Source organism: Mycobacterium sp. NGS19 (assembly GCF_059813155.1).
Genome location: NZ_JCALEB010000002.1, coordinates 676441 through 700239, shown reverse-complemented (window position 1 = coordinate 700239; position 23799 = coordinate 676441). Strand labels below are relative to the sequence as shown.

22 protein-coding genes are annotated in these 23799 nt (G+C 69.0%); 13 read left to right on the top strand and 9 right to left on the bottom strand.

Going from position 1 to position 23799, the window contains the following annotated elements; genetic code table 11:
- Positions 1-1143: a polyprenyl synthetase family protein gene (locus AC5Y4N_RS08740; RefSeq protein ID WP_499904738.1), complete on the bottom strand. Its 1143-nt coding sequence runs from the start codon at positions 1141-1143 to the stop codon at positions 1-3.
- 101 nt (positions 1144-1244) lie between these two features.
- On the opposite strand from AC5Y4N_RS08740, the gene AC5Y4N_RS08735 reads away from it, so the two are divergent.
- Together AC5Y4N_RS08735 and AC5Y4N_RS08730 are read left to right on the top strand one after the other, a co-directional pair.
- Positions 1245-2156, top strand: a complete 912-nt coding sequence (locus AC5Y4N_RS08735; protein ID WP_499906268.1) for a DNA-3-methyladenine glycosylase family protein — start codon at positions 1245-1247, stop codon at positions 2154-2156.
- A 75-nt stretch (positions 2157-2231) separates the two neighbouring features.
- On the top strand, positions 2232-2789 hold the full coding sequence (locus AC5Y4N_RS08730) for a Dps family protein (protein ID WP_499904740.1): 558 nt from the start codon (positions 2232-2234) through the stop codon (positions 2787-2789).
- On the opposite strand, the gene AC5Y4N_RS08725 is transcribed toward AC5Y4N_RS08730, so the two are convergent.
- Positions 2790-4193, bottom strand: coding sequence for a chloride channel protein (locus AC5Y4N_RS08725; protein ID WP_499904743.1), 1404 nt, complete (start codon positions 4191-4193; stop codon positions 2790-2792).
- 95 nt (positions 4194-4288) lie between these two features.
- On the opposite strand from AC5Y4N_RS08725, the gene AC5Y4N_RS08720 reads away from it, so the two are divergent.
- Positions 4289-5728: an RNA polymerase sigma factor gene (locus AC5Y4N_RS08720; RefSeq protein ID WP_499904746.1), complete on the top strand. Its 1440-nt coding sequence runs from the start codon at positions 4289-4291 to the stop codon at positions 5726-5728.
- A 64-nt stretch (positions 5729-5792) separates the two neighbouring features.
- Positions 5793-7919, top strand: a complete 2127-nt coding sequence (locus AC5Y4N_RS08715; RefSeq protein ID WP_499904749.1) for a heavy metal translocating P-type ATPase — start codon at positions 5793-5795, stop codon at positions 7917-7919.
- A 9-nt stretch (positions 7920-7928) separates the two neighbouring features.
- Here AC5Y4N_RS08715 and AC5Y4N_RS08710 read toward each other — a convergent pair whose 3' ends face one another.
- Genes AC5Y4N_RS08710 through AC5Y4N_RS08690 form a run of 5 tightly spaced genes read right to left on the bottom strand, consistent with a single transcriptional unit; the run spans position 7929 to position 12213 of the window.
- Entirely contained in the window at positions 7929-8108 is a 180-nt protein-coding gene (locus tag AC5Y4N_RS08710; RefSeq protein WP_499904752.1) for a CsbD family protein, read from the bottom strand.
- Between the two features lie 56 nt (positions 8109-8164).
- Entirely contained in the window at positions 8165-8422 is a 258-nt protein-coding gene (locus AC5Y4N_RS08705) for an HPr family phosphocarrier protein (protein WP_499904755.1), read from the bottom strand.
- Between the two features lie 29 nt (positions 8423-8451).
- Positions 8452-10458, bottom strand: coding sequence for a PTS fructose transporter subunit IIABC (locus AC5Y4N_RS08700; protein WP_499904758.1), 2007 nt, complete (start codon positions 10456-10458; stop codon positions 8452-8454).
- A gap of 16 nt (positions 10459-10474) precedes the next feature.
- Complete coding sequence (locus AC5Y4N_RS08695; protein ID WP_499904763.1) at positions 10475-11449, bottom strand: 1-phosphofructokinase family hexose kinase; 975 nt, start codon at positions 11447-11449, stop codon at positions 10475-10477.
- The gene (locus tag AC5Y4N_RS08690; protein ID WP_499904767.1) at positions 11446-12213 is read right to left on the bottom strand and encodes a DeoR/GlpR family DNA-binding transcription regulator; all 768 of its coding nucleotides are present in this window, start codon (positions 12211-12213) and stop codon (positions 11446-11448) included. Before AC5Y4N_RS08690 ends, AC5Y4N_RS08695 begins: the two co-directional genes overlap by 4 nt.
- A 99-nt stretch (positions 12214-12312) precedes the next feature.
- Here AC5Y4N_RS08690 and AC5Y4N_RS08685 point away from each other — a divergent pair, with 99 nt between their 5' ends.
- The 9 genes from AC5Y4N_RS08685 to AC5Y4N_RS08645 all read left to right on the top strand — a co-directional run bounded on the left by AC5Y4N_RS08685 (position 12313) and on the right by AC5Y4N_RS08645 (position 21773).
- Entirely contained in the window at positions 12313-14001 is a 1689-nt protein-coding gene (locus AC5Y4N_RS08685) for a putative PEP-binding protein (RefSeq protein WP_499904770.1), read from the top strand.
- A 199-nt stretch (positions 14002-14200) separates the two neighbouring features.
- Positions 14201-14839 (top strand): TetR/AcrR family transcriptional regulator, encoded by a 639-nt coding sequence (locus tag AC5Y4N_RS08680; protein WP_499904772.1) that lies wholly within the window; start codon positions 14201-14203, stop codon positions 14837-14839.
- Positions 14840-14901: 62 nt separating this feature from the next.
- Positions 14902-15855 carry a class I SAM-dependent methyltransferase gene (locus tag AC5Y4N_RS08675; protein WP_499904774.1) on the top strand — a complete coding sequence of 318 codons (954 nt, stop codon included), beginning with the start codon at positions 14902-14904 and terminating at the stop codon, positions 15853-15855.
- 42 nt (positions 15856-15897) lie between these two features.
- Complete coding sequence (locus tag AC5Y4N_RS08670) at positions 15898-16848, top strand: class I SAM-dependent methyltransferase (RefSeq protein ID WP_499904776.1); 951 nt, start codon at positions 15898-15900, stop codon at positions 16846-16848.
- A gap of 87 nt (positions 16849-16935) precedes the next feature.
- Positions 16936-18345: an aldehyde dehydrogenase family protein gene (locus tag AC5Y4N_RS08665; protein WP_499904778.1), complete on the top strand. Its 1410-nt coding sequence runs from the start codon at positions 16936-16938 to the stop codon at positions 18343-18345.
- Between the two features lie 25 nt (positions 18346-18370).
- On the top strand, positions 18371-19234 hold the full coding sequence (locus tag AC5Y4N_RS08660) for an SDR family oxidoreductase (protein WP_499904780.1): 864 nt from the start codon (positions 18371-18373) through the stop codon (positions 19232-19234).
- Between the two features lie 6 nt (positions 19235-19240).
- Positions 19241-20215, top strand: coding sequence for an NADPH:quinone oxidoreductase family protein (locus tag AC5Y4N_RS08655; protein ID WP_499904784.1), 975 nt, complete (start codon positions 19241-19243; stop codon positions 20213-20215).
- A gap of 151 nt (positions 20216-20366) precedes the next feature.
- On the top strand, positions 20367-21281 hold the full coding sequence (locus AC5Y4N_RS08650) for an NAD-dependent epimerase/dehydratase family protein (RefSeq protein WP_499904786.1): 915 nt from the start codon (positions 20367-20369) through the stop codon (positions 21279-21281).
- A 9-nt stretch (positions 21282-21290) separates the two neighbouring features.
- Positions 21291-21773, top strand: a complete 483-nt coding sequence (locus AC5Y4N_RS08645) for a DUF456 domain-containing protein (protein WP_499904789.1) — start codon at positions 21291-21293, stop codon at positions 21771-21773.
- Here the strand turns inward: AC5Y4N_RS08645 and AC5Y4N_RS08640 are convergent.
- Together AC5Y4N_RS08640 and AC5Y4N_RS08635 are read right to left on the bottom strand one after the other, a co-directional pair.
- Entirely contained in the window at positions 21766-22569 is an 804-nt protein-coding gene (locus tag AC5Y4N_RS08640) for a tyrosine-protein phosphatase (protein ID WP_499906270.1), read from the bottom strand. The two genes, AC5Y4N_RS08645 and AC5Y4N_RS08640, sit on opposite strands and share 8 nt — an antisense overlap.
- Positions 22566-23777: an acyl-CoA dehydrogenase family protein gene (locus AC5Y4N_RS08635; RefSeq protein WP_499906272.1), complete on the bottom strand. Its 1212-nt coding sequence runs from the start codon at positions 23775-23777 to the stop codon at positions 22566-22568. Before AC5Y4N_RS08635 ends, AC5Y4N_RS08640 begins: the two co-directional genes overlap by 4 nt.
- Between the last annotated feature and the right edge of the window lie 22 nt (positions 23778-23799).

Sequence of the window (23799 nt, the reverse complement as noted above, 5' to 3'; positions counted from 1 at the left end):
TCATGCGGTCCGCGCGGTGCAGACGGTCGCCATATTGGCCAGCGCTGCACGCACCGACTCGTCGATCCGGGTGTCGCCGATCTGCTGACGCGCCGCGGCGACCCGCTCGTCGATCATCTCCTCGATCCACTGCACCGCGCCGGTGGCCACGATCAGCGTCCGCCAGCGGGCGATGTCGTCGTCGTCGATCTCGTCACTGTGCATCAGTTCGGTGAGCTGGCGGCGGATCGTCGGGTCGGCCATCCGGTGCGCTGCGACGACGACGCTGGTGGCCTTGTGTTCGGACAGGTCGCCGCCGCTGGGCTTGCCGGTGACCGCGGTCGAACCGAAGATCCCCAGCAGGTCGTCGCGCAACTGGAAGGCCTCGCCCACCGCGGCGCCGTAGCCGCCGAGCAGCAGCAGTGTCCCGTTGTCGCAGCCGGCCAGCGTGGCGCCGATTTCCAGGGGGCGGCGCACGGTGTAGTTGCCGGACTTGCGGCGCGCCACGTCGAGCACGTCGTCCAGTGTGGGCAGTCCCCGCGCGTCGTTCACCAGATCCGCGAATTGGCCGACCGCCAATTCGGTGCGCATCGCGTCGTACCGCGGCCAGGCGCGGTTCAGCGCCTCGCCGGGCAGGCCGCTTTCGCGCAGCATCTGCGCGGCCCAGACCAGGCACAAGTCGCCGAGCAGGATGGCGGCCGACTCGCCGAACCGGCGGGCTGAGCCGGACAGCTTGCGGTCGCGGTGCCAGTGGCCGAATTGCACATGGGCCGCGGGTCGGCCGCGGCGCAGCGCCGAGCCGTCCATCACGTCGTCTTGCAGCAACGCGAACGCGTGCAGCAGCTCGAAGCTGGCCGCAGCGCGCAGCGCGCGGTTGTCCTCGGCGGCGCCGCATCGCCAGCCCAGATACGCGAACGTCGAGCGCAGGCACTTGCCGCCCGACACGAACTGCGCCAACACATCGACGGCCACGTCGACACCGGCGCCGGCCAAGTCGGCTGCGCATCGCATGTCGACGAAGTCCTCGACGTGCGTGCGCACCGTGCGGCGGATGCGGTCCCACCACGCGTCGAAAGACTCGGTATCGGAGACGGCGCCCGAGCCGCCGCCGGCGGGCGCGTCGAGCAGCTCGAGCCGCCGCGCGCTCGGACCCCGGAACCCCATCGACCTTTTCTACCCCGTCACCTTGGCGGACAACCAGGCTTCATTACATCGGAGCGGCGCACCGATCGCTCAGCCCGCGCAACGGATGTCACGATTGGTTCATCAAATCCGAATGCAGCGTCACGTTCCCCGCTCCGGCGCGACCGCGGGCCACACTGGACCCGTTGCGACGCGGCCGGGGCGATCCGTGCTTCGTGGTGGCGCCCGACGGAGCGATCTGGCGGACCAGCCTGATGCCGAGCGGCCCGGTGACGGCCCGGATCACGAAGTCGGCGCCGTGCGTAGTGGACTGCGAAGCGTGGGGTGCGGGCGCTGCCGAATTCGCCGACGCGCTGCCGGCGATGCTGGGCCTCGACGACGACGCGGCCGGATTCGCGCCGCAGCACCCGACCATCACCGCGGCCTGGCGCAAGGCGCCGCATCTGCGCCTGGGCCGTACCGGCCGCGTGCTCGAGGCGCTGATTCCTGCGGTGGTGGAGCAGCGGGTCGCCGGCGCGGACGCGTTCCGGTCGTGGCGGGTGCTGGTGACCAAGTACGGCGCACCGGCGCCGGGTCCGGCACCCGCGCGCATGCGGGTGCCGCCGTCGGCTGAGGTCTGGCGGCGCATCCCGTCGTGGGAATTCCACCGCGCCAACGTCGATCCCGGCCGGGCCCGCACGATCGTCGGGTGCGCGCAGCGCGCCCCGGCGCTGGAGCGGTTGACCCGGCGCGGCGCGCACGCGGCCCGCGAGGCGCTGACCTCGCTGCCTGGGGTGGGAGTGTGGACGGCCGCCGAGACCGCGCAACGCGCCTTCGGAGACGCCGACGCACTGTCGGTGGGCGATTACCACCTGGCCCGGGTGATCGGTCGCACGCTGCTCGGATATCCGATCGACGACGCGCAGATGGTGACGCTGCTGGAGCCGCTACGGCCGCACCGGTATCGCGTGGTCCGGCTGCTGGAGGTCAGCGGGTTCGCCCGCTACGAACGTTTCGGCCCGCGGCAGGCGATCAAGAATCTTTCGAAGCTGTAATGGTTCGTTTTCCCCAGGGGCGTCATGGGTAGCCCTTGCTGGACCGAGTCAAGAAACGCAGGACGAGGAGTGGCAATGGGTCAGTTCACTGTTCCGGGCATGTCGGAAAAGCAGGGGGCGGAGGTCGCCGAACTGCTCCAAAAGCAGCTCAGCCGGTACAACGACCTGCACCTGACGCTCAAGCACATCCACTGGAATGTGGTGGGGCCCAACTTCATCGGCGTCCACGAGATGATCGATCCGCAGGTGGCGCTGGTGCGCGGCTACGCCGACGAGGTCGCCGAGCGCATCGCCGCGTTGGGCCACTCGCCGAAGGGCACGCCGGGAGCGATCATCAACGACCGCACATGGGACGACTACTCCGTCGACCGCGACACCGTGCAGGCGCACCTGGCCGCGCTCGACCTCGTGTACAACGGCGTGATCGAAGACACCCGCAAGAACATCGAAAAGCTCGAAGACCTCGACCTGGTCACCCAGGACATGCTGATCGACCACGCCGGTGAGCTGGAGAAGTTCCAGTGGTTCGTGCGAGCGCACCTGGAGAACGCGGGCGGCACGCTGACCCACGAGGGCGAGAAGACCGAGCAAGGCGCAGCGCAGGCAGCGAAGTCGGCCAAGAAGAGCGCCTAACTAGGCGCGGCGCTCTTCGCCGGCGGTCTCGCGGTTGCGCCGCTGCGCCCGGTAGATCGACACGTCGGTACGCGACATCAGCAGGTAGGCGATTCCTACCGCGACCATCGCGCCCGGCAGCACCGAGAACGACGTCGTCATCTCCGCCACCATGATGATCATCGCGAGCGGAGCATGCGCGACGCTGCCGAAGCACGCCATCATGCCGACGACGACGAACACGCCTGGGTTGGTCGGTAAGCCGGGAGCATGCAGGGCGTCCGCGAGCCGCCAGATCGCCGCGCCGGTGAAGGCGCCGATCACCACCCCGGGGCCGAAGATGCCGCCCGAGCCGCCGGTGCCGATCGACAGCGAGGTGGCCACGATTTTGGCCATCGGCAGCAACAGCACCACCCACAGCGGGATCGCCATCAGCGTCTGCGCGGCCGCGGCCTTCTGCGCCCAGCCGTAGCCGCTGGACAGCACCTGGGGCAGCAGCAGCGCGAGGAGCCCGACGGCCAGCCCGCCGGCTGCCGGCTTGATCACAGCGCCGCCGGGCAGCCGCGCGGTCAGCGCGACGGTGCCGTAGAACGTCTTGGCGTACAGGTAGCCCACTGCCGCGGCGACGATCCCCAACACGGCGAACCAGATCAGCTGCAGCGGTTGGTGGAACTGGTAGGACGACGCCACGTCACCGAACAGCGGCTCGAAGCCGAGGATCGAGCCGAACACGGCGTAACCGGTGGCCGACGTGATGAAGCCCGGAATCAGCGAGCGGTAGTCGAAGTCGTCGCGGTAGACGATCGATGCGGCCAGCACGGCACCGCCCAGCGGGGCGCCGAAGATCGCTCCGATGCCCGAGCCGATACCCAGCGACACCGCGATGCGACCGTCCTCGTCGGTCAGGTTGAGCTGGCGGCTGAGCAGCGAGCCGAAGCCCGCCGAGATCTGCGCCGCCGGGCCTTCCCGGCCGCCCGATCCGCCGGAGCCGATGGTCAGCGCGCTGGCGATGGTCTTGACGACGATCGCGCGCCCGCGGATCGCGCGCGGATCGGTGTGGACGGCCTCGATCGCGCTGTCGGTGCCGTGTCCTTCGGCTTCCGGCGCGAACTTGGCCACCAGCACCGCGGACGCCAGCGCTCCGGCGACCGTGACCAGCGGGATCGCCCACGGCCGGGTGAAGCGCGCTGAGCCGGGGTCGGCGCCGTCACCGACGGGTTGGGGGATGTGGTAGTCGGCGAGGTAGCCGAGCAGCACGCGGCCCGCGTAGTCCAGCGCCAGGTAGAACACGACGGCGCCGAGTCCGGCGATGACACCGATCGCGACACCGAGGATCAGCCACTTGCGCAGATAGCCCGCGCGGTTGATCGAGGCGCTGGCCCACTGCCGGGCTCGGCCGGCGGACGAGCGCAGCGAGGCCAGCATGCAGCGGATGCTAGCCGGATTGAACTTCTGCAGATGGCTCCAGCGTGTCCTTGTCGCGAACTACGATCAAAGCGCAGTCAGAGGGGACCGCCGCGATGACCGCTCTGCCCGATTGGGACCTCGTCAGCGACGCCGAACTGGCGTCTGCTGCGGCGGGCGGTGACCGTGGCGCGTTCGCGACGATCTACGACCGGTACGCCAACCGGCTGCACGACTTCTGCATCGGCATGCTGCGCGACCGCGACGCCGCTGCGGACTGCGTGCAGGACGTGTTCTGTGCAGCGGCCACGCGGCTTCCGCAACTCCGGGAGGCCGACAAGCTGCGGCCGTGGCTGTATGCGATCGCCCGCAACGAGTGCCTGCGCTGCATCCGCGCGCGCAGCCGCGAACGTGCGTCGGACGACTTGCCGGAGGTCGAGTCGACGGATGCCGGCCCGGACACCCTGGCCGCCCGCAGTGAGCTCGCGGACCTGATCGCGGAGGCGGCCGGAGGGCTGTCCGACCGTGACCGTGCGGTGCTGGAGCTGGCCTACCGCCACGGGCTGGACGGTCCCGAACTTGCCGAGGCACTGGGCGTCAGCGCCGCCAACGCGAAGAAGATGGCGCAGCGGCTGCGTGACACCATCGAACGCTCACTGGGTGCGCTGCTGGTGTCGCGTGGCGTGCGCAGCAATCCGGACGCATGCCCCGAGTTGGGTGAGATCCTGGCCGGCTGGGACGGCCAGTTCACGGTGCTGATGCGCAAACGGGTTGCGCGCCATATCGAGTCGTGCCCGGTGTGCGACGAGGAGCGGCGGCGAATGGTCAACCCTGTCGCGCTGCTGGGTGCTGTTCCGGTGTTCATTCCTGCCCCGGCATGGTTGCGCGACCGCACACTGGACCACGTCAACCTCACCTGCGCCAGCACGTCGCTCACTGACGGCGACGAGCCGACGGAACTCGCCGAAGCCGGTGCAGGCGAGGAGCCGACATTCTTCTCGCGGCGCACGGCGCTTCCCGCCGCGCTTGCCGCGCTGGCGTTGCTTCTGGTGCTCGGGCTGACCATCGCGTGGCTTCACCAGCGCAACGAGCACATTGCGCCGGCGAACCTCACCAAGCCCGCGCCGCCGCCCACCGGGCAACTCCAGGCTCCGCGCGTCGTCACGCCGTCACCACCCGGCCCTCCGGCGGCACCGCCGCCGTCGGACGAACTCACCACGACGATCCCCGCCGTGACCACGCTTCCGCCGACGGCGCAGCCATCGGAAGCACCGCCCGCCGTCACGACGACCGCGTCCGTCGCCCCACCGCCGGCCGGCCCGTCGTCGGGGACGTCGGCCGCTCCGGTGTTCACCCCGTCCACGACGCCGGAACAGCCAGAGCCGCCGGCGCCCGTGACCACCACGCCGTCGGTGATCGAGGAGCCGCCTGTGTCCACCACGCCGCCGTCGCCGTCGGCCGGTCCTGTCAAACCCTCCAAGCCGACGATCTCTCGGCCGACCGTGGGGCCGGTGAAACCGCCCACCTCGACGGGCAGCGGTCCGATCATCTACTGACCGGCAATGCGCCCTTGCCCGGCAGTGCCGGGCGCTGATACCCCCTAGGGGTATAGTGAACCGCATGACCGAGCATCACCGGCACCACGAGAACGCGGCCTCGGCCGGCCACTGCGGTGGCGGCCACGGCGACCACAGCGATCACGTCGCGCAATACCGGCGGCTGTTCTGGCTCATGCTGCTGCTCGCCATCCCGACGGTTGCCGCCTCGGGCATGTTCGCGATGATCCTCGGCTACTCACTTCCTGAGCTTCCCGGCCTGCGCTGGGTGTCGCCCGTGCTCGGCACGGTCATCTTCGTCTGGGGTGGCCGGCCGTTCCTCACCGGCGCGGTCAGCGAAATCCGGTCGCGCGCACCGGGAATGATGCTGCTGATCGGGTTGGCGATCGCCGTGGCGTTCATCTCGTCCTGGGGTGCGAGCCTCGGGGTGCTCGGCCATCAACTCGATTTCTGGTGGGAACTCGCGCTGCTGATCGTGATCATGCTGCTGGGCCACTGGATCGAGATGCGGTCGTTGGCGCAAACCAGTTCGGCGCTCGACTCGCTGGCCGCCCTGCTGCCCGACGAAGCCGAGCGCGTCGACGGCGACGCGACCGTACGGGTGGCGCCGGCAGAGCTTCGCGTCGGCGACCTGGTGATCGTGCGACCCGGCGGCAGCGTGCCGGCCGACGGCGAAATCGTCGAAGGAGTCGCCGCGATCGACGAGTCGATGGTGACCGGCGAATCCCGCCCGGTCACCCGGGGACCGGGCGAGCGGGTGGTGGCCGGCACCGTCGCGACCGATTCCGGTCTGCGCATCCGCGTGACGGCGGTCGGCGACGACACCGCACTCGCCGGCATCCAGCGCCTGGTCACCGAGGCGCAGAACTCGTCGTCGCGGGCCCAGCGGCTGGCCGACACCGCGGCCGGCGGGCTGTTCTGGTTCGCGCTCGGCTCGGCGATCATCACCGCTATCGTGTGGGGTTTCATCGGGCACCCCGACCAGGCGGTGATCCGGACCATCACGGTGCTGGTGATCGCCTGCCCGCACGCGCTGGGCCTGGCGATTCCGCTGGTGGTGTCGATCGCCACCGAGCGCGCGGCGCGCGGCGGCGTGCTGGTCAAGGACCGGCTGGCGCTGGAGAGCATGCGCACGGTGGATGCGGTGCTGTTCGACAAGACCGGCACCCTGACCAAGGGCGAGCCGGCCGTCACGGGCATCGCTGCGGCGGTCGGCAGCGCCGAGCAGGTGCTGGCGCTTGCCGCGGCCGCCGAATCCGACAGCGAGCACCCACTGGCCCGCGCGATCGTCGACGAGGCCCGCCGCCGTGAGTTGTCACTGCCCCGGTGGACCGACTTCACGTCCGCGCCTGCGGTCGGCGTCACCGCGACGGTCGACGGGCGGACCGTGCGCGTCGGTGGGCCGCGCATGCTCGAGGAAGCAGGCCTCGACGAACTGCCGGAGGCGGCGGCCTGGCACGGCGAAGGCGCGATCGTGCTGCACGTGGTGGTCGACGGCGAGGTGGTGGGTGCGCTTGCGCTTGCCGACGAGATCCGGCCGGAATCCCGTCAGGCGGTCGACGCGCTGCACCGGCTCGGCCTGCGTGTCGTGATGATCACCGGCGACGCCCCTGCGGTCGCCGATGCGGTGGCCGCGGAGCTGGGCATCGACCGGGTGTTCGCGCGAGTGCGGCCCGAAGACAAGGCCGCGAAAGTCAGCGAACTGCAAAGCGAGGGATACACCGTCGCGATGGTGGGCGATGGTGTCAACGACGCACCGGCGCTGGCGCAGGCCGATGTCGGGATCGCGATCGGTGCGGGCACCGACGTTGCGATCGCCTCGGCGGGCGTCATTCTGGCCAGTTCCGACCCGCGCTCGGTGCTGTCGGTGATCGAACTGTCGAAGGCCACCTACCGCAAGATGAAGCAGAACCTGTGGTGGGCAGCGGGATACAACCTGCTGTCGGTACCGCTGGCAGCCGGTGTGCTGGCGCCGGTGGGTTTTGTGATGCCGATGTCGGTGGGTGCGCTGCTGATGTCGATGTCCACCGTGGTGGTGGCCGTCAATGCCCAGCTGCTGCGCCGGTTGGACCTGAGGCCCGACGCGAGTGTGCGTGCGGTACTGGGTGATTCGGCCGTCGCCGACCGTGGTGAAACGGTGGGTCGTGGCTCGCGCGAAACCAGCACGGAGGCGCCTGTTTCGGCGAGGTGACGCTGCGAGCTAACGCTTCGGGCGGAACGCGTCTTTGATCTTCTCGCCGGCGTCCTTCAAGTGCGATTTCGACTGCTGGCCGCGGCCGCGCGTTTCCATGTCGCGGTCCCCGCTGGCGCGGCCGAGGGCTTCCTTGGCCCGGCCGGCGAATCGGTCGATCTTGTTGCGGACTTTGTCGGCGGCACCCATGGCGATCTCCTCTCGGTGCGTACCGGCATACCCGTCGCCGGCGCGATGAAACAGCGTCAGGCGTCGAGGTCCTGCGCCACGAGCTCGGCGATGGTCTGCACGGCCTGCTCGTCGTCGGATGCCACGGTCACCTGCGCGCCGTTGCCCGCGCCCAGCGTCATGATCATCAGCGCCGAACCCGCGTCCACGGGTTCGCCGCCGTCGACAGACAGCGTCACGGGCGCACCGGCTTTCACGGCGGCATCGGCGATGATCGCCGCGGGCCGGGCGTGCAGCCCGATGGCTGAGCCGACGATCACGGTCTTCGTGTACATGAGCGATTCTCCTTGATTTGCAGGGGGATTCAGGCGGCGGCCAATGCGGGTTCGGCCGCCGACGGCTGCGGTTTGGCGCCGATGAACTGCTTGGCGAAGATCACTGCGACGCCACCCACAGCGGTGCCGGCGGCCAGCGCGACCAAGAACCACACCAGGTTGCCGATCGCGAAGAACACGAAGATGCCGCCGTGCGGCGCCTTGAGTGTCACGTCGAACGCCATCACGAGGGCACCGGTGACCGCTCCGCCGGCCATCATCGACGGAATCACCCGCAACGGGTCGGCCGCCGCGAACGGGATCGCACCTTCGGAGATGAACGAAGCACCGAGAAGCCATGCGGCCCTGCCGTTTTCGCGTTCCGGCTCGGTGAACAATCCAGGCCGCACGGTCGATGCCAGTGCCATCGCCAGTGGCGGCACCATTCCCGCGGCCATCACGGCCGCCATGATCCGCAAGGTGGCCGGGTCGGCGACGTTGAGCCCTGCGGTCGCGAACGCGTATGCGGCCTTGTTGACCGGGCCGCCGAGGTCGAAGCACATCATCAGCCCGAGGATGATGCCGAGGATGATCACCGACGTTCCAGACATTCCGTTGAGCCAGTTGGTCAGGCTCGTGGTGACCCACGCCAGCGGCCGGCCGAGAAGCAGGAACATCGACAGCCCGACGATCATCGTCGCGAACAGCGGGATGACCACGACCGGCATCAGGCCGCGAAACCATTCCGGCACAGTGAGCCTGCTGATCCACAGCGCGACGAACCCGGCGATCAGCCCGCCGACGATACCGCCGATGAACCCGGCGCCCACGAACACTGCGACCGCGCCCGCGGTGAAACCAGGGGCCAGCCCGGGCCGGTCGGCGATCGCGAACGCGATGTAGCCCGCGAGCGCGGGGACCAGGAATGCGAACGCCAGCTTGCCGAGCGCGAAGAGCACAGCGCCCAGATACTTCAGCAGGCCGCCGTCGGGAAGATCGGTCAGCGAGTTGGTTCTGGCGATGATGTTGCCGAGCGTGTCGGTGGCACCGCTTGGTGTATTGGCGATTTCGTAGCCGCCGAACAAAAAGCCCAACGCGATCAGCAGACCGCCCGCGGCGACGAACGGAATCATGTAGCTCACCCCGGTGAGCAAGATCTGCCGGGTTCGGGTGCCCCACCCGACACCGCCCGCCGCAGCGGCTTCAGGTGTTCCGTCACCGGGGGCGGCCTGCACCCGTGCGGCGGCGGGGTTGGCTGCAGCCGAGACTGCTTCGGCGATCATCCGGTCCGGTTCGTTGATCGCCCGCTTGACGCCGGAGGCGACGACCGGCTTGCCGGCGAACCGCTGCCGGTCTTTGACGCCGACATCGGTGGCGAAGATGACCGCGTCGGCGTCGGCGATCTCCTGGGACGACAGCGGGGTGCTGCCGGATGAGCCCTGCGTCTCCACAGACAGCGTCACACCGGCCCGCTTGGCGGCGGCGGACAACGCGTCGGCGGCCATGTACGTGTGCGCGATGCCGGTGGGGCACGCCGTCACGGCGACGACCGACTTGCGTTGTGCCGCAGGCTGTTCGGCGGGTGGAGCCGCGGCAGCTGGTGCCGGCTTCACCACACTCTCGACGAGCCGCACCACGTCGTCGCGGCTCGATGCCCCGCGCAGCGACTCGACGAACTCAGGCCGCACCAGCGCGCGAGCCAGGCTGGACAGCAGCTTCATGTGCTCCGAACCGCCCGCCTCCGGCGCGGCGATCATGAACACAAGATCTGCCGGACCGTCGGGAGCGCCGAAGTCCACCGGCGGCTGCAGCCGCGCGAAACCGATCGACGCGGTGCCCACGTGTGGCGAACGGGCGTGCGGGATCGCGATGCCGCCGGGCAAGCCGGTCGCCGACTGCGCCTCGCGGGCCATGATCGCGGTGACCAGACCGTCAGCGTCGGTGGCGCGCCCGGTGTCGGCGAGTTGCCGGGCGAGCCGGCCGATCACCGCCTCCTTGTCCGCGCCGGCGTCGGCGTCGAGCAACACCAGGTCGGGGCTGATGATCGATTCGGGCATGGCGATACCTTCGGTGCTAGTTGACGGGCTGACGGGCGATCGGGTGCACGGTCACCGCGTCGACGTCGACGTCGTTCGGTGCCGGCAATGCAGACCCGGGCAGCGACGCGGCCGCGCTGCCGTAGGCGACGGCGGTGCGCAACCGGTCCGGTGCGTCGGCCCCGGCCGCGTCGGCGTAGAGATAACCGGCGAGCGAGGCGTCGCCGGCACCCACCGTGCTGCGCACGGCGATCGGGGGAGCAGCGGCCACCCAGGCGCCGGTCTGGTCGACCAGCACGGCGCCGGCAGGGCCAAGAGTCGCAAGCACCGCGCACCCGCTGCGGTCGACGATCTGGCGGGCAGCCGCGACCACCGGCTCTGGATTGCCTTGTGCCGCAGCGTCTTCCATCGCGACAGCGGATGACCCTGTGATGCTCGCGAGTTCCTCGGCGTTCGGCTTCACCAGATCTGGCGCAGCACTTGCGAACGCGGACGCCAACGCGGCCAGCGGCTCGTCGGAGGTGTCGACGGCGACGCGGCAGGCCAGCGGCGCCAACAGCGAGACGACATCGGCATACCAGCCGGGCGGCACGCCCGGCGGCAGCGACCCGGACAACACCACCCACGATGCCCGCTCGGCGGCCTGCACGACGGCTGCGGTCAACGCGTCGACCGTCGCGGCGTCCAGGGTCGGCCCGCGTTCGTTGAGTTTGGTTGTGGTGCCGTCGAATTCGGTCACGGCCACGTTCATTCGCACTGCCGCGCCGGAGGGGATCGCGCGGTAGCTCACGCCGATTGCGTCCAGTGCCGCCAGCAGAGGATCACCGGCGGCGGCCGGCAGCACCGCGAGCGCGTCGACACCGGCCAGCATCAGTGTCCGCGCGACGTTGACGCCTTTGCCGCCCGGTTCGACCGTTACCGATGCCACCCGGTGCACGGCGCCGCGGACCAGTGGCGAGTCGACCGTGACGGTCCGGTCGATGCTCGGGTTCGGGGTGACGGTGACGATCATGCGACGACGACCTCGACTCCCCGGTCGACGAACCGGGTGCGGTCGGCGTCGGACAGCTCGGCGTCGGTGACGAGCACGTCGACCCGGTCGATCGGCGCGAAGCTCATCAGGTCTTCCCGGCCGATCTTCGAGGAGTCGGCCACCACCACGACGTAGTTCGCGGCGCGGATCATCGCCCGCTTGACTGCCGCCTCGTCGCTGTCGGGGGTGGAAAGGCCATGCTCGACGGTGATGCCGTTGGTGCCGATGAACGCGACGTCGACGCGCAGCGTGTCCAGCAGCCGCAACGTCGGCTCCCCGACCGCGGCCTGGGTGAGGCCGCGGACCCGGCCGCCGAGTAGCTGCAGCGTGACCGACGGCATGGCGGCCAGCCGGGCTGCGATGGGCACCGAGTTGGTGACGACGACGAACTCGCGGTCTGTGGGCAGCTGCGCAGCTATCCGGCCGGTGGTGGTCCCGGCGTCGAGCAGCACGCTGCCGCCGGTGGCCGGCAGATAGTCGAGCGCGGCGCGCGCGATCGCGTCCTTGTGGCCGGCGCGGGTGGTTTCGCGTTCCACGACGCCGGGCTCCACCACATGCAGGGCGCGGGCGGGGACCGCGCCGCCGTGGACCCGGCGCAGGATGCCGGCGCGGTCCAGCGCGGCGAGGTCGCGACGCACGGTCTCGGTGGTGACGTCGTAGGCCTGGGCCAGGTCGGCCACTGACGCCCGCCCCCTACTCATCACCAGCGAGGCGATGGCCTGCTGCCGTTCTTCCGGATACACCTGCGTTCCCTGTGGAATCGTTCGCGGTTGATTTGGATATATGTGGTTTTACGCCTGTTTGTGTTGACTTGTCAACGGTTAGTTCGTAACGTGGTTCACATGACCGCTTCTTCACCGCCCACGTCACACACGGTCCTCAGAGGTGTTCCGGTGGTGGGCGGAGTCGCATACGGGCCGGTGATCCGACCTGGGCGGTTGCCGGTGCTGCGCGACGTCGACACGCTCCCTGACATCGACGAGGCCGACCGGCCAGCCGAGGGCGAGCGGTTCACCGCCGCGGCGGCCGCCGTGGCCCGCCGGTTGCGTGATCGCTCGCAGCATGCCAGTGGCGCGGCGGCAGAGGTGCTGGCGGCTACCGCAGCGCTGGCCCAGGACCGCGCGTGGCTGGCCGCGGCGGAGAAGCGCATCGCCGCGGGCGCCCCGGCAGTGCGGGCCACCGTGCAGGCCGTCGAGCAGTTCGTCGACCTGTTCACCCAAATCGGCGGCCTGATGGCCGAGCGGGTGACCGACCTGCGCGACATCCGCGACCGCGTCGTCGCGGAGCTGTCCGGGCTCCCTGAACCCGGCGTGCCGCAGCCGGCGCAGCCGTCCATCCTGTGCGCCGAGGACCTCGCGCCCGTCGACACCGCCGGACTCGACCCGTCGCTGATCGTCGGGCTGGCCACCACACTGGGTGGTCCGACCAGCCACACGGCGATCATCGCGCGGCAGCTGGGCATTCCGTGCGTGGTAGCAGTCGACGGCCTCGACGACGTCGCTGCCGGGGCAATGGCTCTGGTCGACGGCACCCTGGGCACCGTGACGCTGTCGCCGGACGAGGCGGTGGCCACTGCGGCCGTCGAGAAGGCCCGCCGCGGGGCGGACCTCCTTGCCGCCTGGTCGGGCCCCGGCGCGACGGTCGACGGACATCGGATCGCGGTGCTGGCCAACGTGCAGGATGGCGCCACCGCACGTGCCGCGCGGCAGACCCCCGCCGAAGGTGTCGGGCTCTTCCGCACCGAGTTGTGCTTTCTCAATCGCGACCGCGAGCCCTCGGTGGCCGAGCAGACCGCCGTTTACGCCGATGTGCTGCAAGCTTTTTCGGGGCTCAAGGTGGTGGTGCGCACGCTGGACGCCGGGTCCGACAAGCCCCTGAAGTTCGTCCGGCACCCCAAGGAGGCCAACCCGGCGCTGGGCGTTCGAGGGTTCCGGATCGGGCGCGGCAATCCCGGCTTGCTGGAGCGCCAGCTGGAGGCGATCGCGGCCGCGGGCGCGCAGACCGGCTGCTCGCCCTGGGTGATGGCGCCGATGATCGCCACCGCGCAGGAGGCCGCATCGTTCGCCAGGCTGGCCCAGTCGCACGGGTTGACGCCCGGGGTGATGATCGAGGTGCCCGCGGCCGCACTGTTGGCCGACAAGATCCTCGAGCACGTCGACTTCGTGTCGATCGGCACCAACGACCTGGCCCAGTACACGATGGCCGCAGACCGGATGTCGGCCGACCTGGCGACGCTCACCGATCCGTGGCAGCCGGCCGTGCTGACGCTCGTGGCCGGCACTGCGCGCGCGGGCGCGCGGGCGGGCAAGCCGGTCGGAGTGTGTGGAGAAGCCGCGGCCGATCCGCTATTGGCTTGTGTGCTGGTTGGGCTGGGCGTCACGTCGCTCTCGGCGGCCGCCGCGGCCGTTTCGGGCGTCGGCGCCAAGCTCGCCTCGGTGTCGCTGCAGCAGTGCAGAGATGCCGCCCACGCCGTGCTGGCCACCGACGATCCGACTGCCGCGCGAGCGGCAGCGTTGCACGTTCTCGGCTGACCGCCGGTTCGGCGAGACCCCGTCGAACGCACTGATGCCGCACCGCGGGTAGCGGCCTGGCAAACGAAACGCAACTGGTGCCGCACAGAAAACCAGCTGATTCTGGCAATTTCCTGCGCGTCGGCATGGGATTGGCAGCAAGGTAAATCCCATGTTCGACCGGCGAAGTTCGCAAAAGACCGTATGCGAGAATGCGTGGGTGCCGAAGGCATCCAGGGGGCCGGGCAGACCCCCGGCGGCGAAAGCCGCCGATACGCGTGACCGCATTGTGCGTGCAGCGCGAGAGGTCTTCAGCGAACTGGGTTATGACGCGGCGACGTTCCAGGAAATCGCGGTCCGTGCCGACCTGACGCGCCCGGCAATCAACCACTATTTCAAGAGCAAAAAGCTGCTCTACCGCGAAGTCGTCGAGCGGACCAACGAAATGATCGTCGTCGAAAGCATGAAAAAGGCGGTCGACGCGACGACGCTGATCGGTCAGCTCGACAGTTTCATCAGTGCCGCCGTGGGCGCCGATTCAGAAGACCGCTCCGCGGCGGCGTTCCTGGTCACGTCGGTGCTCGAGTCGCAACGCCACCCGGAACTTCGTCGCGACGACCACGACGCGCTGCGGGGTACGCGACAGTTCCTGACGTGGGCGATCACCGGCGCCATCGAACGTGGCGAGCTCACCACCGATACCCCGGTCGGCCCGCTCGTCGAAATGATGGTGGCCATGTTCTGGGGCCTGGGCTTCTATTCCGGTTTCGTGGGCAGCCACGACGAATTGGACATGATCACCGACGAGTTCAAGAAGCTGCTCGTCGGAAAGCTGTGGAACTGGAACCCCACCTCGTAGTCGGGTGATCTGGGGCACACACCCCATAGGTTGCCTAACTTGTTGTGTAGTATGTCTACCAAATGACTGAGCTGCAGACGCCCGCCGACATCGTCTCGTCAGCACGCGCGCCCGGCGACAGCTGGGACATCACTGAGAGCGTCGGCGCAACTGCACTGGGTGTCGCGGCAGCACGGGCCGCAGAAACGGCTCAACCCGATCCGCTGATCCGCGACCCGTTCGCCTATCTGTTGGTGTCGGCCGCCGGCCCGGCGTGGGCCGAGCTCGCCGCCGGGACGGCGACGATGTACGGCGACGACGAACGCGGTCGCGCGATCGACCAGATGTCGCGCAGCTACCAGGCCGTCCGGACGCACTACTTCGACGAGTACTTCGGTGCCGCGTCCCGCGACGGCATCCGGCAGGTCGTGATCCTCGCGGCAGGCCTGGACTCGCGGGCGTACCGGCTGACCTGGCCGTCCGGCACCGTCGTGTTCGAGATCGACCAACCCAAAGTGCTGGCCTACAAGGAGAACACCCTCGACGCTCACGGAGCGGTGCCAACCGCGACGCGCTGCGCGGTGCCCGTCGACCTGCGTGACGACTGGCCTGCTGCACTGATCGAGGCCGGCTTCGAGCCTGGTCAGCCGACCGCATGGCTCGCCGAAGGGCTCCTGCCCTACCTTCCCGCCGACGCTGCGGACCGGTTGTTCGAGAACGTGTCAGCGCTCAGTGCGCCGGGCAGCCGGATCGCGGTCGAGGCGTTCCGCCCGCACGCGTCGCAGACCGAGGAGCAACGTGCCGCCTGGCGGGAACGCACCGCGCGGCTGCGTCGCCAACTGGGCTTGGACACCGACTTCGAGGCGCTGATCTACCAGGAACCAGACCGCACCGACGCCGCGCAGTGGCTGGCCGAAAACGGGTGGCGGGTAGACGTCGTCGACAGTCACGATGAAATGGCCCGGCTTGGTCGTCCGGTCCCCGAGGAGCTAGTCGACGACAGCGTGTCCAGCACGCTGCTTACCGCCCGGCTGTGACGGGTAAATCCCGCTTCAGACAAGACAATCAGGAGAGACCCGATGAGCGCATTGCGCACCGACGACGACACCTGGGACATCGCCACCAGCGTGGGCAGCACCGCGGTGATGGTCGCCGCCGCGCGTGCCGCCGAGACCGCCCGGCCCGACCGGCTGATCGACGACCCGTATGCCGAGGTGCTGGTTGCCGGCGCCGGCACGGGAATCTGGGAGTTGATGCTCGACGAGTCGGTGCCGGCCAAGCTGGCCGAAGCCGATCCGGAAGTCGCCGCCGTCTTCGAGCACATGCGCAGCTATCAGGCAGTGCGCACGCACTTCTTCGACGAGTTCTTCGCCGATGCCTCGCGCGCCGGCATCCGCCAGATCGTGATCCTGGCATCGGGTCTGGATTCCCGCGCATACCGGCTGGACTGGCCGGCGGGCACCGTCGTGTTCGAGATCGACCAGCCCAAGGTCCTCGAGTACAAGTCCGCGACGCTGGCGGCACACGGCGCCCAGCCGGCCGCACAGCGCCACGAAGTGCCGGTGGACCTGCGCTACGACTGGCCGGCAGCGTTGCGCGACGCCGGCTTCGACCCGTCGAAGCCCACCGCGTGGCTGGCCGAGGGGCTGCTGATGTATCTGCCCGCCGCCGCTCAGGACCGGCTTTTCGAGCAGGTCACCGAGCTGTCCGCGCCGGGCAGCCGGATCGCGGTCGAGACCGCCGGCCGGCACGCGCCCGAGCGGCGTGCCCAGATGCGCGAGCGCTTCGAGCGGGTGCGCGAGCAGCTAGGCATGCCGGAGGGTCCGGACATCTCGGACCTCACCTATGACGATCCCGACCGCGCCGACGTCGCGCAGTGGCTCGACAGCCACGGGTGGACCGCAAGCGCCGAGGCGTCAGACGACGTCCAGCGCCGGCTCGGTCGCCACGTCGAGCTCGCGGGCAACGACGGCGACGCGTTCTCCACGTTTGTCACCGCCCAGCGGGCGCACTCGTCGGCACAGAACTAGAGCGACGTCAGCGGCCTATGCCGCGCCGAAACGCTGCGCCAACCGGTTGGTTAGGATCGCGCTCATCCCTTCCAGGAAGGACCGGGCATGACCACCGATTCCGTCGCGTCCGCGCAACAAGCGGCACCTGCCAGCTCCGAAATCGCCCAGACCGTCGCCCGGCTTCGTCGCACCTTCGCCAGCGGCCGGACCCGTCCGGTCCAGTGGCGTCAGGACCAGCTACGCCAGCTCGAGAAGCTGATGGTCGAAAACGAGCCCGCCATCGCCGACGCGCTGGCCGCTGACCTCGGCCGCAAACCGTTCGAGGCCTGGCTCGCCGACGTCGCCAGCGTGGCCGGCGAAGCGAAGGACGCCGCCAAGAACGTCCGCAAATGGATGCGGCGCCGGTACCGGTTGCTGGAGCTCTCGCTGCTGCCGGGCCGCGGCTGGGTCGAGTACGAACCGTACGGCACAGTGCTGATCATCGGCGCGTGGAACTTCCCGTTCGCGCTGACGCTGGGTCCTGCCGTCGGCGCGATCGCGGCGGGAAACACCGTGGTGCTCAAGCCATCCGAGGTGGCGCCGGCTTCATCGCGGTTGATGGCAGAGCTGGTGGCCCGATACCTGGACAACGATGCGATCGCCGTGATCGAGGGCGACGGCTCGGTGAGCCAGGAACTCATCGCGCAAGGCTTCGACCACTTGCTCTTCACGGGCGGCACGGAGATCGGCCGCAAGGTGTACGAGAGCGCGGCGCCGCACCTGACGCCGGTCACGCTGGAGCTGGGCGGCAAGAGCCCAGTGATCGTGTCGGCCGATGCCGACCTCGACGTGGCCGCCAAGCGGATCGCATGGACCAAGCTGCTGAACTCCGGACAAATCTGCATCGCTCCGGACTACGTGCTCGCCGACGCGAAGATCCGCGACGAACTCGTCGACAAGATCAAAGACGCCGTCATGACGTTCGAGGCCGGCGAGAGCGGCAAACCGATCGTGAACCAACGGCACTTCGACCGCCTGACCACGGCGCTGGCCGCCACCAAGGGCAAGGTCGCAGTCGGTGGCGGCGCGGACGCCGCTGCGTGCCGCATCGAGCCGACCGTCGTCGTCGATCCCGACCCGGCCGAGCCGCTGATGACCGACGAGATCTTCGGCCCGATCCTGCCGGTGCTGACCGTCCAATCACTCGACGAGGCAATCGAATTCGTGAACTCGCGGCCCAAGCCGCTGGCCGCCTACCTGTTCACCAAGGCCAAGGCGGTGCGCGAGCGGGTGATCAAGGAGGTGTCGGCGGGCGGCATGCTGGTCAACCACCTGGTCTTCCACTTCGCCACCAACAAGCTGCCGTTCGGCGGCGTCGGTCCGTCGGGAATGGGCGCCTACCACGGTAGGTTCGGCTTCGAGGAATTCAGCCACCGCAAGGCGGTGATGACCAAGCCCACCCGCCCCGACCTCACGGCCATGATCTACCCGCCGTACACCGAGAAGGCGTGGAAGCTCGCACGAAAGCTGTTCTGACGCACGTAATCACGAAAGGATACTCATGCCAGGAGTGCAGGACCGGGTCATCGTCGTCACCGGAGCCGGAGGCGGGCTGGGCCGCGAGTACGCGCTCACGCTCGCCCGCGAGGGCGCCAGCGTCGTGGTCAACGACCTCGGCGGCGCGCGTGACGGCACCGGTGCCGGCCACTCGATGGCCGATCAGGTGGTCAACGAGATCAAAGAAGCCGGCGGCCGGGCGGTAGCCAACTACGACAGCGTCGCCGACTCCGACGGCGCCGCGAACATCATCAAGACCGCGCTCGACGAGTTCGGCAAGATCGACGGCGTCGTGAGCAACGCCGGCATCCTGCGCGACGGCACGTTCCACAAGATGCCGTTCGAGAACTGGGACGCGGTGCTGAAAGTGCACCTCTACGGCGGCTACAACGTGATCCGGGCGGCCTGGCCGCACTTTCGCGAGCAGAGCTTTGGGCGCGTGGTGGTGGCCACGTCCACCAGCGGGCTCTTCGGCAACTTCGGGCAGGCCAACTACAGCGCGGCCAAGCTCGGACTCGTCGGGCTGATCAACACGCTGGCCCAGGAGGGCGCGAAGTACAACATCAAGACCAATGCGGTGGCGCCGATCGCGGCCACCCGCATGACGCAGGACATCCTGCCGCCCGAGGTGTTCGAGAAGCTCACGCCCGAGTATGTCGCGCCGATCGTGGCCTACCTGATGACCGAGGAAGTGCCCGACACCGCGTCGGTGTACATCGTCGGCGGCGGCAAGGTCCAGCGGGTGGCGCTGTTCCAGAACGACGGCGTGACGTTCGACCACGTGCCGTCGGTCGACGAGGTGGCCGCCCACTGGAACGAGATCGACGATTTGTCCGCGGCGAAGCAGGCCAACTTCTCCCTTGGCTAGCATCGCGTGAAAGCGATCGTCGCCGAAGAGCTTTCGGGTCCGTCCGGGCTGGTCTACCGCGACGTCGACGACATCGCGGACTACGTCGACGGCGCGGTGGTGATCGACGTGCGGGCGGCCGGTGTGCTGTATCCGGACCTGTTGGTGATCCGCGGCGAGTACCAGATGAAGGCGCCGGCGGGCTTCATACCGGGCGCGGAGGTCGCCGGTGTGGTGGTCTCTGCTCCGGAGGAGTCGAGCCTCACGCCGGGTGACCGGGTCGCGGCGGTGACCATGAACGGCGGTTACGCGGAGCGGATCGCCGTTGCGCCGGAAAGCGTGTTCCCGACGCCGGCGGTGCTCGACGACGCGGAAGCCGTTGCGTTGCTGCGCAACTACCACACCATGTACTTCGCGCTGGCGCGGCGTGGGGCGCTGCGGCCGGGGGAGACGGTGCTGGTGCTGGGGTCGGCGGGCGGCGTGGGCACAGCGGCGGTCCAGATCGCGAAGGCCTTGGGCGCCAATGTGATCGCCGCGTATCACCGCGCGGAGGCCGCCGGCTACGTCGGATCGCTGGGCGCCGACGCGGTGCTGCCGTTGACCGACGGATGGCCGCAAGCCGTGCGTGAACACACCGGCGGCCGCGGCGTGGACGTGGTGGTCGATCCGGTCGGCGGTGACGTGTTCGACGACGCGGTTCGCGTGCTGGCGCCCGAGGGCCGGCTGCTGGTGATCGGCTTTGCCGCAGGGCGCATCCCGACGGTCAAGGTCAACCGGCTGCTGATGCGCAACGTCGGTGTGCTCGGGGTGGGGTGGGGAGAGTACTTCCTCACCCATCCCGGCGCCGAGCAGCTGTTCGGCTGGGGTGTCAGCCGACTGGTGCAAGCGGGGCTTCGGCCTCCGCCGCCGGTCCGCTATCCGCTGTCCAAGGCGGCTGAGGCGCTGCAGCTGCTGGCTGACGGTGGGGTGTTCGGCAAGTTGGTGCTGGAGCCGGCCGGCTGACCGAACTAGTTCCAAAAGATCGCTCCAACGGTTCATGCGCAACCGCAGGATGTTCGCGATAGTGATCTGGTGCTACCGGGATTCGCCTGGTCGGTTGGCGGCCAGCTATTTCCGCGGTCAGCGGCCATAGGCGATCCAGGGGCGGTCGATCATGAGGGTCTTTGTCACGGGGGCGGCCGGATTCATCGGCTCCTCGCTGGTCGACCGGTTGCTGGCAGACGGCCACCTTGTGGTGGGCATCGACAATCTCAGCACGGGCGTCGTCACCAATCTCGACAATGCGTTCCGCTACCCCGACCGCTTCAGCTTCTTCCAGTGCGACGTGCAGGCGCCGGAACTGACCGATCTGGTCGCCGGCACCAATCCGGACGTCGTCTATCACCTGGCGGCCCAAGCCGACATCGCGGCATCCTTCAGTGATCCTCAATCCGATGCCCGCAACAACGTCCTCGGCACGATCAACCTCTGCGAAGCGTGCCGGCACAACGGAATACGTCGCATCGTCTACGCCACGTCGGGTGGAAACGATCGTGAACCGCTTTCGCCGCATGCGGTGGCGAAGATCGCCGGTGCCCTGTACGTGCGCGCCTACGGCGACAAGTACGGCCTTGCGCCCATCTGCTTGGAGCTTGCCGAAGTTTACGGGCCTCGCCAGAAGCCGCACGGTGCCGCAGGTGTCATCGCGGCACTGTGCGGCGCCATGGTCACCGGCCAGCCCTTCACCGTGTACCGCGACGGCGTGACCGCCCACGATTTCGTCTACATCGACGACGTGGTCGACGCCTTCGTGCGAGCGGGCGCCGCCTCGTCGACGACCGGCGGGACCTACCCGATCGGCACCGGCCGGTTTGTGTCGGTCACCGAGGCGCGCGAGACGATCTCCGCGGTGCTCGACGACGCCCCCGTCCCGTCCCCTGTCACCGACAAGACGTCGGCTCAAAATCTCTGTGTCACAGCCGAACTGGGCTGGGCGCCCACCACAGACCTAGCCCAAGGAATCCACCGAACGCTGCGCTGGCTGGAAACCACGTTCCGGTCAGAGCTGCTCGCGCTTGACTGCGTCTAACCTGATTTGGTGGATGCCACAGGCACACTGCTGGTGGCGCTGGCCATCGCGGTGGGGATCGTCGGAATCGTTGTGCCGCTGCTGCCCGGCCTGCTGCTGGTGTACGCCGCGATCCTGGTGTGGGCGGTGGCTGAGCACACCGTCGTGTCATGGGTGACGTTGGCCATCGTCACCCTGGTGGTGAGTGCGGCCACCGCCGTCAAGTATCTGTGGCCCGCGCGCCGGATGCGCCGGGCCCACGTGCCGGCGACGGCGTTGCTGGTGGGCGGAACACTCGGCGTGGTCGGCTTCTTCGTGATCCCGGTGGTCGGGCTGGCGGCGGGATTCGTCCTCGGCGTGTATCTGGCGGAGATCGGCCGGTGGCGCGATGGCCGAGCCGCATGGCGGTCGACGGTGCACGCGGTCAAGGCGGTGGCTCTGTCGATGGGGATCGAGTTGGTGGGTGCGCTCGTCGCCGCGGCGATCTGGCTTCTCGCCGTCCTGGTCAGCTGAGCAGTGCCGCCCGCAACGCGTCGAGGTCGGCCGGGGAAACGCCCGCGTCGTGCAGAAAGCCCTGCAGCGACCCGTACGTCTCGGAGATGCTCTTGCGGGCGGCGTGCAGGTACTCTTCACGCACGCCGAGGACTTCGTCGGTGAGCTTGGCTTCCGCCCACATCGCCGCTTCGGGCGTCACCTCGGAGCCGGCACGTTCGTGGACCATGTCGAGGATGCGTTGCCGCAATTCGGGTACCGCGTCGTTGCTGCGCAGGTAGTCGGCGGTCACCGCGTCGCGGTCCACGCCGATGGATTCGAGCACGACGGCGACGGTGAATCCGGTGCGGTCCTTACCGGCGAAGCAGTGGGTGATCACCGGCCGGCCGCTGGCCAGCACCGAGACCACTTGGCGGACAGCCCTTTTGGCCCCACCGAGGGTGGGGAAGCGGCGGTACTCCTCGCTCATGTAGCGCACCGCCGACTCCTCCGGCGGCTCGTCGCCCGGTGGTTCGGTGAGCATGCGCGTGAACGAATGTTCGTGTGGCGCTTCACTGTCCGGGGATTCGGCCAGATCCGGAAACGGCAGCAGGTGGACTGCGACGTCGTCGGGTAAGCGGCCGGGACCGCGGCGCTGAACCTCTCGCGGCGAGCGCAGGTCGGCGACGTCGAAGATCCCCAGCTGTCGCAGGACCTTCTGGCCGTCGTCTTCCAGCGCGCTCAGTTCACTGGACCGGAAGAACAGACCCGGGCGAATGCCGGTGGCCTCGGCCACGTCGCGAAAGTTCCAGGCGCCCTTTAGTTCTGCCATCCTCAGGTGACCGCCGCCGCCAACGGGCTCTTTTCGCGGCCGATCTCGGCGCGCGCCACGGTGCGCATGTGCACCTCGTCCGGACCGTCGAAGATCCGCATCGCCCGGTGCCAGCTGTAGAGGCGAGCCAGCGGCGTGTCGTCGCTGACACCGGCGCCGCCGTACACCTGGATCGCGCGGTCGATCACGTCGCAAGCCACTTTCGGTGCGACGGCCTTGATCTGGCTGACCAACAGGTGCGCGGCCTTGTTGCCGTACTGGTCGATGGTCCACGCCGCCTTATGACACAGCAGCCTCGCTTGGTCGATCTCGTTGCGCGACTTGGCAATCGACTCTCGGACCACACCTTGCTCCGCGAGCGGCTTGCCGAATGCCACGCGCTTGCAGGCCCGATCCACCATCAGCGCCAGCGCGCGCTCGGCGGCACCCAGCGCCCGCATGCAGTGGTGAATACGCCCCGGGCCGAGTCGCGCCTGCGCGATCGCGAATCCGGATCCCTCCTCGCCGAGCAGGTTCTCGACCGGCACCCGCACGTTGTCGTAGCTCACTTCGGCATGACCGTGTTGGTCGTGCCAGCCGAACACCGGCAGGTCCCGCACGATGCGCACGCCCGGGGTGTCGATGGGCACCAGCACCATGGACTGCTGTTGATGGCTTGCGGCGTCGGGGTTGGTGCGGCCCATCACGATCAGCAGCTTGCAGCGTGGGTCCGATGCGCCCGATGTCCACCACTTGCGCCCGTTGATGACGTAGTCGCTGCCGTCGCGAACGATGGAGGTCTCGATGTTGCGGGCATCGCTGGAGGCGACCGCGGGCTCCGTCATCGAGAACGCGCTGCGGATCTCACCGTTCAGCAGCGGCTCCAGCCACTGTTTGCGCTGTTGTTCGGTGGCGAACAGGTGCAGGGTCTCCATGTTGCCGGTGTCGGGGGCGGCGCAGTTGGTGGCCTCCGGGGCGAGTTCCATGCTCCAGCCGGTGATCTCCGCCAGCGGCGCGTAGTCGGTGTTCGACAGACCGGACACCGAGGGCAGGAACAGGTTCCACAGCCCCCGCTCACGGGCGAGCTTCTTCAGGTCCTCGACGACCGGCGGAACGGTGTGATCGTCGGGCCCTTTGTCCAGGCGAAATCGCTCGTACTCGGCTTCGGCGGGAAACACGAACTCGGTCATGAAGGCCGTCAACCGGTCGTGATAGTCCTGAGCCTTGGCCGACATTGCGAAGTCCATCGCCACCCCT